The sequence below is a fragment of the Nevskia soli genome (assembly GCF_903970205.1).
Taxonomy (GTDB): Bacteria; Acidobacteriota; Terriglobia; order Bryobacterales; family Bryobacteraceae; genus Bog-113.
Window position 1 is genome coordinate 1 of record NZ_CAJCHS010000324.1, and the last position, 10,621, is coordinate 10,621.

At 60.7% G+C, this 10,621-nt stretch carries 9 protein-coding genes; 4 read left to right on the forward strand and 5 right to left on the reverse strand.

The annotated features are described in order from the left end of the window. Nucleotides 1-980: 980 nt before the first annotated feature. On the forward strand, nucleotides 981-3,278 hold the full coding sequence (locus tag H1Y01_RS14130; protein ID WP_180541155.1) for a M1 family metallopeptidase: 2,298 nt from the start codon (nucleotides 981-983) through the stop codon (nucleotides 3,276-3,278). A gap of 338 nt (nucleotides 3,279-3,616) precedes the next feature. Here H1Y01_RS14130 and H1Y01_RS14135 read toward each other — a convergent pair whose 3' ends face one another. Continuing rightward, complete coding sequence (locus tag H1Y01_RS14135; RefSeq protein WP_180541156.1) at nucleotides 3,617-4,033, reverse strand: choice-of-anchor tandem repeat GloVer-containing protein; 417 nt, start codon at nucleotides 4,031-4,033, stop codon at nucleotides 3,617-3,619. 500 nt (nucleotides 4,034-4,533) lie between these two features. Here H1Y01_RS14135 and H1Y01_RS14140 point away from each other — a divergent pair, with 500 nt between their 5' ends. Continuing rightward, entirely contained in the window at nucleotides 4,534-4,815 is a 282-nt protein-coding gene (locus H1Y01_RS14140) for a hypothetical protein (protein ID WP_180541157.1), read from the forward strand. A gap of 138 nt (nucleotides 4,816-4,953) precedes the next feature. Then, nucleotides 4,954-5,241 carry a hypothetical protein gene (locus H1Y01_RS14145; protein ID WP_180541158.1) on the forward strand — a complete coding sequence of 96 codons (288 nt, stop codon included), beginning with the start codon at nucleotides 4,954-4,956 and terminating at the stop codon, nucleotides 5,239-5,241. Here the strand turns inward: H1Y01_RS14145 and H1Y01_RS14150 are convergent. Next, entirely contained in the window at nucleotides 5,238-5,900 is a 663-nt protein-coding gene (locus tag H1Y01_RS14150; RefSeq protein ID WP_180541159.1) for a hypothetical protein, read from the reverse strand. The two genes, H1Y01_RS14145 and H1Y01_RS14150, sit on opposite strands and share 4 nt — an antisense overlap. A gap of 84 nt (nucleotides 5,901-5,984) precedes the next feature. On the opposite strand from H1Y01_RS14150, the gene H1Y01_RS14155 reads away from it, so the two are divergent. Continuing rightward, entirely contained in the window at nucleotides 5,985-7,079 is a 1,095-nt protein-coding gene (locus H1Y01_RS14155; RefSeq protein WP_219341552.1) for a glycoside hydrolase family 130 protein, read from the forward strand. A gap of 1 nt (nucleotide 7,080) precedes the next feature. Here the strand turns inward: H1Y01_RS14155 and H1Y01_RS14160 are convergent, their stop codons facing one another. The 3 genes from H1Y01_RS14160 to H1Y01_RS14170 all read right to left on the reverse strand — a co-directional run bounded on the left by H1Y01_RS14160 (nucleotide 7,081) and on the right by H1Y01_RS14170 (nucleotide 10,342). Then, complete coding sequence (locus tag H1Y01_RS14160) at nucleotides 7,081-7,464, reverse strand: hypothetical protein (protein WP_180541161.1); 384 nt, start codon at nucleotides 7,462-7,464, stop codon at nucleotides 7,081-7,083. A gap of 102 nt (nucleotides 7,465-7,566) precedes the next feature. Then, nucleotides 7,567-8,676, reverse strand: coding sequence for a tetratricopeptide repeat protein (locus H1Y01_RS14165; RefSeq protein ID WP_180541162.1), 1,110 nt, complete (start codon nucleotides 8,674-8,676; stop codon nucleotides 7,567-7,569). A 10-nt stretch (nucleotides 8,677-8,686) separates the two neighbouring features. Next, entirely contained in the window at nucleotides 8,687-10,342 is a 1,656-nt protein-coding gene (locus H1Y01_RS14170; protein WP_180541163.1) for a chloride channel protein, read from the reverse strand. Nucleotides 10,343-10,621: the final 279 nt, after the last annotated feature.

Sequence of the window (10,621 nt, forward strand, 5' to 3'; positions counted from 1 at the left end):
ACGCCGAACGATTCGGGTTTACGCGATCTATCTCTTCGAGAAGCGCGCTCGGCAGTGTTACCGAGGTCTTGACTTTCATACCACCAATCTACCACCACTGCTGCTCGCGGCCGATTTATCATCCTCAGAAGCGCAAAGGGCGCGATCCCGCGCCGCCAAACCAGAGAGGAACTAGTGACGCCTGGCGGCGCGGGGCGCGATCCGTTTTGCGCGAGTTCCTTAGAAGACTAGGCGCGAGGTAATGGGGAAGCCCGAGCAGTTACGCGGATACAAGGCGGGTTGACGGCGTGGTTCCGTCCACATCCATTAACTGCGTAACAATAGAAGCAGGAAGTGCGCCCAGCGACTCTGACATTAGAAGTCAAACCGGAAGTCGATGGAAGCTTACCTGGAACAGGTTCTTCGAGATGCCGCGCATGTTGAACTTAAGAGCGACATCCAAGAAGAAGCACGCCGGCCGGAGGGACGGAAGAGTCTTGCTCAATTGTTTGCGGAGTCTCCCTTCAGAGGGCTTGATCTGCAATTTGAACGAGACCCGGATAGCGGGCGTCCAGGGGCGCTGTGACCAACTTGCTGCTGGATACGAATATTCCTTCGGAATTGACGCGCCCGATACCAGAACGTCGCGTGGAGCCATGGCTGGATAACACGGACGATGGGCATCTATTCTTCAGCGTGATTTCGTTGGGCGAGATTTTCAAGGCTTCCCGAGAGCAAGCGCCGCAGGGACCTGCAGCTGTGGATAAACTCGAAGCTCGGTCCGTGGTTCGACGGGCGCATTCTGCCGGTAAGTTCGCAAGTCGCCCAACGCTGGGGTATTCTGGCCGGTGCGTGCCAGCTAAAAGGCCGGCCACTCAAAGTCGCGGACGGCTTGATCGCATGTGCGGGATTTTGACGGCTTGGGTCTCACCGTTTTCGATCCTTGGAACTCTTAGACGGCGCCACGCAGCGTGCCCAGGCGATAGAATCGGCTCAGTCCCGTGCGATCCAGCGCTGTCCTGATTCTCATTTCCGCCTCCTTCACCGCCGCACCCCTGGGGCGATCCGCCATAACCGCGGCCGGCCCTGCCGCGGCTGTCCTCGAGTCGATTCGAACCATCACCATCGATCCCGATGCCTGCTATCGCGTCCGCGACCTCACTCTTCGGCGCGGCGACGTTCGCTTCTATCTCACCGACGGATTTCTGGCCTTCTCGAAGCCCGTGGCCGGCGCGCCCGTTGCCGCCGTGTTTAGCAGCGCCGTGGATGCGGGAGATGGCGAAGTGATGCTGATTCCTCCCAACCGCGATGAGCGCGTGAATCTGGCGGCCAAAACACACGCGCCGAATCTGGACGAACATCTCAACGACGCCGTGTTTTATTTCGCGGACGATACCGCCGCCGAATTGCAAGCGCAAATGAAAGGCAGCGAGTGGATTCACCGCGATCCCGCCAAAGGCGCGGAACTCGCCGCGCGCTATTCGCCCGTGGTTTCCGCGCTCGCGCCGCAATTCGCGACCTTCATGCTGCTGGACCTGATGACTCCCGAGCGTCAAAAAAGCGGCTATTTCGCGGCAATCCTCGGGGGCAAAACGCTGGGGGCGTTCGAAGTCACTTACAATCCGCGCGCGCCGGAGCCGGTTCTCGCCGGGAAAATGCAAGGGTCGGGCTCGAGCGCCCGGTTCGAGATCTGGACGAGTTACCGCCCGAAATCGGCTGCGCCGGCCGCGCCGGAGTTTGCCGCGTCACAATTTAAGATCGATGCGCGGATCGATCGCGCGCTGCACATGCGCGTGGTGTCAAGATTCACCGTCCACGAGCTCACGCACGATCTTCATGCCCTGGATTTCAACCTCTCGCGGCAGATGCGCGTGGTCAGCGTCGAGGTGGATGGCCAGCCTGCCGAGTTCGCCACGCAGGTGGGCGCGGATGACGGAGACGAAAGCGACAAGATTCTGGTGCTGGTGCCGGGCGAAGCGTTAAAGAAAGGCGTGGATCACGAGGTGGCGGTCACGCACGAAGGCGATGTCATCACCGCCGGCCCTTCCGGAACGTACTTTGTCGGGTCGCGTGGGCGATGGTATCCGCATCGCCCCGTGGAGTTCGCGCAATTCGACCTGACGTTCCACTTCCCGAGCGAATTCGACCTGGTCGCGCCGGGCGAACCGATTCGGGACGCGGTGGAGGGCGACACGCGCGTGATCGAGCGCCGCGTGGATGCGCCCATTCCGTTCGCCGGGTTCAATTTCGGACATTACCGGCGGTCGACCGTTGTCCGCGACGGATTCACTGTGGAACTTTGCGCCAATGCCGAAGCGCCCGGCGATCTGGATGCGCGTGCCGCCGATATCTCGGACGTGATGGCGTTCTACACGGAACGGTTCGGTCCGCCGCCGCTGCGCCGTCTGGAGGTTTCGCCGATTCCGGCAACCTTTGGACAAGGTTTCGCGGGGTTGATCTACTTATCGACTTATGCTTACGCTGCTCCGGGCGACCTGGCCGCGGCTACCCCGGAAACGCGTGTCTTCTTTACCCAGCTGATGCAGGCCCATGAAGCCGCGCACCAATGGTGGGGGAACATTGTCACCACCGTCGACTATCACGACGAATGGATCATGGAGGCGTTGGCCAACTACTCGGCGATGGAGTATCTGCGGCACACGGTGGGTAAGGCCGCAGTGGATAGCCTGATGGAGGCGTATCGCAGAGAGTTACTCGCTCCCGTGTCTACCGGAGTTAGTGTGGAGTCCACGGGGCCGCTGACGCAAGGGCGTCGCCTGGAAGCCGAAGGTAAGTCTAAGTGGACCGCGATTCTTTACGGCAAAGGGACATGGGTCGTCCAGATGCTGGCCGCGCGCATGGGCGATGGCGCCGGCGACGTTTCAGGCAATGGTGCGTTCTGGAAAATGCTGGCTGAACTCCGCCGCAGGTATGCGTTCCGCGCCATAACAACCGACCAGTTCCGGCAGCTTTGCGCGGAGTTCATGCCGGCCGATGCTCCGGACAGGCAGTTAGTCGACTTCTTCGACCAATGGGTTTCCAGCACGGGTGTTCCGAAGTTAAAACTATCCAGTAAAGTCACTAAGACCCCGCACGGGACGGTTGTTAGTGGAACGCTAACGCAAACCGACGTACCCGAGGACTTCTCGGCGGATTTTCCGGTAACTATCACGGCTGGCGGAAGTCCGGTAGTCCGGTGGATTCATTCGTCTTCTCAAGATGCGGATTTCCGCTGGACGTTCAATCAATCCATTGGTTCCATTACGCTCGATCCGGCGGGGTCGTTCCTGCGGCGCTGACTCGATACGGCCGCGTGCTTCTATGACTGCACCTGGAAGGACACGTTGCTCGACAGCGTACCGCTCGGCGTCACGACTTCAATCGTTCCGGTGGTCGCGCCGGAGGGGACCGTGGTGGTAATGTCGGATTTCGAAACCACCGTGAAGACGGCTTTGGCGCCATGTGCCCGGACGGATATTCACCCAACGCGGTGCTCATCCAAGCCACCGACGGCACAATCTACGGGACGGCGCGCCGGCCGCGGTGACCTTGAAGACTGTGCCACAGCCCGAGACGCCGCAGCCGGAGAGCCCGCCGAAACTGGTTGTTCCGTAGAAGTCTCCATTGGTCGCGTGGATTAGGCCCGCACCGGGATTCGCGCCGTCCGCACATCCGCTTTGCGACAGAAATCGCGGTTGGGAGCTTGGATCAGCGGTGTTTCGGGGTTTGCACCGTCGGCGCAATGGAGAAAAGGCGCGGTGGGCGACGCGCCGTCCAGGCGGTCGTCTAACGTGTTCGTTTGAGAGCAGAACTCGTCTATGGTCTTGAATGTTCCACTCGGACTGATTGCGAACGCGGTGCCGAAACCAACGCCGTCGCCGGACCCGCCGGAATTCGTGGTCCCATAGAGGTCCCCACTGGTGACTTGGATCAGCGCCGCCATAGGCCTTTCGCCATCGGTGCGGTCAAAGCTGTGCAGCGTGGTAAAGGTCTGTGCGGATAAGTCAAGCGCCGTCGCCGCGCATAGCGCCAGAGCAGCGCAGCCCGCGGCCACCCTAGGGAATGAAAACGCGGAAGCAGGCGCGCAGACCAGTATTTAGAACGATGCAAATACCGCATTCCGAGCCGCGACGGCTACGGAGCGGTGGGCACGAGGAAGCATTCCGCTCTCGCGCGGTAAAAAGCATACGAAGGTTCTCTTCCGGAGCACCAGCTCCATTGCTGTCGCGGCTCAGCACAGCCTCCGCCTTGCCGGATTGAACAGGATGTGACTCGATGTCGGGTATTTTCAGAACAACGCAGCTTAAGGAAGTCGCGTCGCTGGACGGAATGCTCTGTCTGCCAATTGCCACGTCTGGGCGGTGTTTCGTACGTAGCTGAGAACCTGGAGTGAGAGTCTGGACGCGCTGGAGGTACGTCTATGGCGTGAGCGCACTTGAGCCGTGTGCCTAAATGGAACAGAGGAGACGGTTTTTCGGCAGAAACGTCGAAATCGGCTATCCTGTTTTTGAGGACCAGGCTCGCGCGCGACCGCAACCATAGAGACCCCAAACCGTGATTCACAATCAAAAGGAATACCCCAAAGATCTTCTCCATCCGACTCCAGAGACCATCGAGTCGTATGCTCTCGCGAGCGTTCGGAAGCGGCTCGCCGAGGATGATCCCGAGGTCATCCAATTAGAGGAGCATCTACTTTGGTGTAGCCCCTGCCTGAAATCCGTTGAAAACGAAGAGGCCGTCGCAATCCTAATGATGAGCGGACTGGAAGCGCTAAGGGCGCGGGCCGGTAAGCCGCCCAAGTCAAAGGTTCTGCACGCCGGTCAGATTCCTTTTTAAGCAACACCCTCGTTCGCGAATTGGGCCCATAAAAGAATTGCATGTGGGTGCTGTTCGTACGCATCACGGTTCGATAAAGTTTCGGGAAACATCACGTCTTTTCCGAACCATTCCCAGTAGGAACGCGTCTTATGGGTTATGAGTTCGAACATCGCGGAGCGCGAACGGCTCGGGACACTACAACGCAACTATCGGCGCGCGTGGGAATCCCTGATGCGCGAGGCGGAAGCGTTACAGCGCGCGGCTAAGGTGGACGGTGACAGCGCCGAAGTGAGCGCCGCTCGCACGCGCGTGGAAGCGGCAGCGAAAAACTATCGCGTAGCTCGTAACGAACTCGCCCAGGTACTTCTTGGCGAGATCGGCAGGGGTCACGTCGTGAAGACCGAGCGGCAGCCGGAACTCCTGGTCGCCTGCGTGGGAAATTAGCCGGCTCGGAGTTGCCGGTATATCAGAGCCGCGCCGCAAGCTCCACTGATTGCTAACAAAAGCGGAAACATGGAAGGCTCGGGAACGATTTCGCCGGTCGCGCCGGCGCTGAAATCCAGATTCGTAGTGGAAAAATGCTGGACCCCCGGCTCGTACCAAAGGGCTGCGCCTTGAAGGTCCGCATCGACTGAATTTTCTCCCGACGTAGCATCTGCGAATAGCCGGCCGGTCTCGGAATTCGGAGTAATGTTCAGCCAGTAGGTGCCCGGCGCTAAGATCACGTCCAGACCGCTGACGGTCAATGTGGTCGTGCCCGAAGTCCCTAGTGTTTGAGACGTTCCGCCTGCGATTTCGACGCCTGCGAACCCCGGCGCCACTCCGTAGCGGATTGACCATTCGGCGCTGCAGATCGGATTAGCTGCAAGATCGAGTTCGGTGAAAAACACGGAATTAATCTCCCAGCCACCGCTGCTTGTGACCGTGAACGGCTCGTAAATCTCGCTGAGCGAGAGCGGGCCCCCGAGCGGATCGTAGTAGTCGCCGATGCTTTCCTGATTGGTCGGATCACCGGTGTAAAAGAGGGTCTGGCCGGCGCCGGCGGGTACGGCGAGCGCGAAGACGAAAAGGATCGCAGTCCGAAGAAAGCAGACGGTATCCATAGAGGTTCGCTTAGGATAACTCCCCGGGGTTCGCCGATTCGCTGAGGTTCGGTGGGCTGAGTCCAAATGATAAGATTCGCGCTGATGCGATTGCGACGGAAGTCCGCTGCCTTTGCCGTTGCCCTGTTGGCAGGCGGTGCGATTCTGCTTGGCCAACATGCCTGGGAGATCGGCGCGTTCAAGCGGCCGGCCAAAGGTAACCCGGTGATCGAGCCGCGGCCTGAATCGGTCTTTCAATGCCCGGTACGCAAAGCTCCGGTGCACTGGGAGGCGCTACACACTTTCAATCCGGCTGCGATTGTGAGGGAAGAAAAGATCTACGTGCTGTACCGGGCGGAAGACGATTCGGGCGAGATGGCGATTGGAGGCCATACATCGCGAATCGGACTGGCTGAGAGCACGGATGGCATCCACTTCAAGCGGAGGCCGGAGCCGGTCCTTTATCCCGACGAAGACGATCAGAAGGCGCGCGAGTGGCCGGGCGGCTGCGAAGACCCGAGGATCGTCGAAGCTCCCGACGGGAGCTACGTCATGACGTACACGCAATGGAACCGGAAGACCTACGACGCGGGGGTCGCGACGTCGACCGATCTGGTGCATTGGGTGAAGCACGGGCCCATGCTCGCGAAAGCAGCAGGCGGCAAGTATCAGGATCTGCAATATAAGTCGGCGGCGATCGTGACGCAGCTTCGCGGCGGTCGTCTGATGGCGGCTAAGATCGACGGAACGTATTGGATGTTTTGGGGGGAAGGAAACGTTCACCTGGCGCGATCGGCGAACCTGATCGATTGGACGCCAGTAGAGAATGCAAGCGGTGACTTGTTGGACGTGCTCAGTCCCCGCGACGGCAAGTTCGACAGTAGTTTTCCGGAAGCGGGACCGCCGCCGGTGCTGACGGATCGCGGAATTGTGGTGCTTTATAACGGCAAGAACAGTTCGGACCCGGAGCTTGCGAAAGACGCGTATGCGGTCGGGCAGGCGCTGTTTCGCGGCTACGATCCGAAGCAAATGCTCAGCCGGTTAGAGAAGCCGTTCTTCAAGCCGGAGATGCCGTTCGAGAAGTCCGGACAATATGCGGCGGGAACGACTTTCGCCGAGGGGCTCGTGCGGTTTCACAACCGCTGGATCCTCTATTACGGCTGCGCGGATTCGTTGGTGGGCGTCGCAATGACGCAATAAGCTACTGCCGGCGCCAGACCAGAGCGCTTTGGCCGTCGGGCCGGACGACGGTTTCGGTCATGCTGTTCGCATCGCGAGCGGTCATGCGTACAGTTTCCATGTTTTGTCCATCCCCGGTGCGGCGTTGGCCGACTAAAGAATCGTGGTCCCATTTGGCGAGCACTTCGCCTTCACCGGCGCCAACCGGATGAAACGTGTCGTCCACCTTCCAGTCATATTCGCGGCTTTTGTCGCCATTCGGCATGGTGAACGCTTCCGCAATATGCAGCGTCTTGCCCTGTTTTCGGATGGTCAGCGTGCCGCCCGTCGGAGGGTTCGCACTGAACGCGGAAGCGCTCGTATCGAGAACCCACGTACCGCTGAGATCGGGACGTTCGGCCCGCAAATGGGGAGCGCAAACGAATACAAGGACAGCAGCGGAAAAACCAGTCAACCATCTGAAAACGGACATCTCTTCCCAATGGTGCACGCGGATTGCCAGTGCGGTTTATTGGTCCATTTTGTGCATTATCGCGGAGAGAACGGCGGCGTCTTCGGGACTGGCGCAACTGGGAGGCAGCTCATGCCAGATATCTTCAGCGGACTGAAGACGGACTTCGGAAGCATCGTTCGACTCCGATGGGGCGTGACCGTGCAGCAACGCCGCACCCGCCTGAACAACTTCCGGTTCAACCGACGGGCAGTTTTGAGCCGCCGCTACGGCCATGTTCAGGATGGCCGTGCTGCGGGCCAGCTTATCGGAACCGGCGAGGTGGCGTGAGGTGGGGTCGAGGTCGAGCGCGCGCCCGGCGATCTGCGCCTTCTGCTGGAATTCACCCTGATCCGGGTCGAGCCGGCTGGCGTGTTCGAACGCTTCCCGCGCGCCGCGGAAATTCCCGCGGTCCAGCTCAATCTGGCCGAGCCCGGCGTAAACCTTGGGATCGCTCGGGTTGAAGCGGATCAGCGTGCGATACGACGATTCGGCGCGATTCAAGTCACCCGCTTCGGCGTAAAGCGCCGGAAGCTGGGCCGCGACTGCGGGATCTGTGCGTGCCGATTGATCCAGAAGCAACAGTTCCGAGAGCAGCTCCCGATTTTGATGCCGGCCGGCCAGCCATGCGGCCAGCTCCATGCGCGCGGCCGTGCGATCCCGTGCAATCGGGGCGCTCTGGGTTGGATGCCACACGCCGTAGATCGCACGGTGGTAATAGGAATCCGCGCGGGTGGGATCGTCTTCTTCGGACATCACGCGAGCCATGCGAAGGTTCGCTTCCGCGTCATTGGAATCGGCCGCCAACAGTTCTTCGAGCCCGGATTGCGCGCGCTCCGGCTGGTGATCGGTTAGATAGGCGTCGGCCAGACCAAGAGCAAAGGTGCGGTTGTCGCGATCCTCCACGTGCGCGTGGCGAAAGAGCTCGATCGCCTCCGCCGCGCGCCCTTGTTGCAGGAGCGATTCTCCGCGATCGAAGTCGTGGCGGGCCTCCGTCCTCAGCTCTCGTGTTTCGAGCGAGGCGAGGAACTGATCGACGCCGTAAAGAGCCACCGCGATCGCCGTGATCTCGATGAGCAGGCGCGGCGTGGCGAAGTGCGCGGACACCCAGCGAAACAGTCGAATCATAAACGGGAGGTCATAACCGACTCTGGCCCACGCCATACGCGGCCAGCAGATCCGGCATGGTGATGATGCCGACCACCCGATCGCGATCCACGCGGCTCACGACGGGTAGAACGTCGACCTTCGCCGCGCCCATGCGCTCCAACGCGACATTGAGCGAGTGATCGGAATGGACGAAGGCTTTGCTGTCCAGCCTGACGGAATCGCGGTCGATCATCGCGGTCATGCATCCGTTGTCGACTAGCGGCCATGCGCGGACACCGGCCTGCTGCATGGAAGCGAGCGCGCGTGCTTCGTCGACTGAAGTGTCGTCCAGAGGGCGCATGACGTTTCCGACCGTCGGGCCGGACGCGCCGCGTTCTTCGGTGGGCAGAAAGATGCCGTCCTGATGCGCGAGTGCTTCGTAGATCGGCTGCCGCTGCAAGCGGTAAGAAATGATGAACGCGATCAGGTTTGCGATCATCACGGGCACGATGATGGTGTAATCGCGCGTGAGTTCGAAGATCATGATCACCGAGGTCAGCGGCGTGCGGATGATTCCCGCGAACGTCGCGCCCATCCCTACTAAGGCATAGGCGCCGGGGCCGGCGGTGACGGCTGGGAAGAAGTAATGGGCAACGGAGCCGACCGCGCCCCCGATCATGGCGCCGATGAAGAGACTCGGGCCGAAGATGCCGCCCGCGTTTCCGGACGAGTAGCAGACCGCCGTCGCGACGATCTTGAGAAAGATGAGCAGCACTACGGTCCGGATTGCCAAGTCGCCGCCGAGCACGCGCTCGACGTAGTCGTAACCGACACCGAGCACTTCGGGTAGATACAAACCGAGCAAGCCAACGACAATGCCGCCGACTGCGGGCTGCATCCAGACCGTCCATCGCGGGAAGCGGCGGAAGCCGAGGCGGATCAACAGAAGCAGCTTCACAAAACACACGGAGCCGATGCCTCCGGCGACGCCCAGCACCGCGTAGATCAGAAATTCCACCGGGTGAATCAGTTTGTAGGCCGGTACGTGGAACAGCGGTTGATCGCCGAGGATTAAGTGCAGCAGCATCCAGGAAGTCGCTGAGCTGATCACGATGGAGCCAAGCACCGGAGCGTGGAGATCGCCCAGGACTTCCTCGAGGGTAAAGAGTACGGCGGCAATAGGTGTGTTGAACGCGGCCGCGAGAGCGGCGGCGCAACCCATGGGCAGGAGGTCGCGGACGCTCTTCTTGCTTAAGCCGAAGCGGCGGCCGAGCACGGAGGCGATGCCTGCTCCGATCTGCACGGACGGGCCTTCGCGGCCCAGGGCGATGCCGCTGGCGAGCGAGATGGCGCAGCACAGGAACTTGCCCATCGCGGTCTTCAGCGTGATCAGCCCGTCGTTCAGGAAGATGGCGTATTTCGTCTGTGGAATGCCGCTTCCGCGCGCGTCAGGGAAGAACCGGAACAGAAGATAGCCGGAGATGAGCGCGCCCGCGATGGGCGTCAGCACGCGCCTCCACGCCGCGCTGCCGGGCGGGTACATGCGGGCGGCGAGGCGTCCGGTGAGGAGGATGAACGCGACGACGATGAGCCCGACGAGTGCGCCGATGACGAAGCTGAGAGCGAGCGACACGCGCGCATCGCGGCTCGCCGTTAGCTTGTCTGAATTTGTGTCCCCCGCGTCAAAATCTGTCGCACTAGCCATCCTTTGTCAGGATAGCGACGTGCTGACTAGCAGCCCGTGGTGAAACCCGCTTCCTCACGGTCGCGGCTCTGTAACTGATTGATCCTACTGAGCCGCGCGCGCAAGCAAGCGGTGTTTTGAGACTTCTACCACGGGCTGCTAGTACTACTGGGTCATAAAGTATTGAGGCGAATAGGCATGGCAACGGAAAGTGCTTCAATGTGAGTTGTTATGGGCGTAATTCGCGCGCCGGTCCAGACCGTGGAGGAGATTTACAAACTGGTGTGGACTGCGGTGGCT

Bases quoted from the DNA above. Each gene is read 5' to 3' on its own strand.
- H1Y01_RS14165 (WP_180541162.1), bottom strand. From the start codon at position 8,676: ATGATTCGACTGTTTCGCTGGGTGTCCGCGCACTTCGCCACGCCGCGC.
- H1Y01_RS14150 (WP_180541159.1), bottom strand. From the start codon at position 5,900: ATGGATACCGTCTGCTTTCTTCGGACTGCGATCCTTTTCGTCTTCGCG.
- H1Y01_RS14155 (WP_219341552.1), top strand. From the start codon at position 5,985: ATGCGATTGCGACGGAAGTCCGCTGCCTTTGCCGTTGCCCTGTTGGCA.
- H1Y01_RS14170 (WP_180541163.1), bottom strand. From the start codon at position 10,342: ATGGCTAGTGCGACAGATTTTGACGCGGGGGACACAAATTCAGACAAG.
- H1Y01_RS14145 (WP_180541158.1), top strand. From the start codon at position 4,954: ATGAGTTCGAACATCGCGGAGCGCGAACGGCTCGGGACACTACAACGC.